This is a genomic window from Seonamhaeicola marinus, from assembly GCF_008085455.1.
In genome coordinates, this window is the sequence record NZ_VSDQ01000086.1 from 1 (window position 1) to 372 (window position 372).

At 29.8% G+C, this 372-nt stretch carries 1 protein-coding gene; it reads right to left on the reverse strand.

The genetic code is table 11. The features are described from left to right. Positions 1-255: RpiB/LacA/LacB family sugar-phosphate isomerase (locus FUA24_RS00535; RefSeq protein ID WP_148539602.1), on the reverse strand; the 255-nt coding region annotated here is incomplete at its 3' end. Positions 256-372: the final 117 nt, after the last annotated feature.

The window sequence follows — 372 nt, forward strand, 5'->3', positions numbered from 1 at the left end:
TAATCCAGCACGTATTTTTTGGTGCTTGTTAGCTGTCATAGCTACGCCATTGGCACTTCCACAAATTAAAATTCCGTATGTAGATTTCTCATTTACAACATCTTCAGCTACCGGATGCACAAAATCTGCATAATCAACACTATCATTACTATCAGTTCCGTGGTTAATAACAGTAATACCTTTAGATTCTAAAAGTTCAATAATTGCAAATTTATAATCGGTACCAGCGTGGTCGTTTCCTATAGAAATAGTCATAACTTAATTTGTGTTTATAATTTTTGGTAAAGTTAATAAATCAAAAGCTGTTAACTGTACTTTTAATTAGTTGTTAATATCTATTCATTAATTTCTAAAAAATAAAGTTGGAAAATT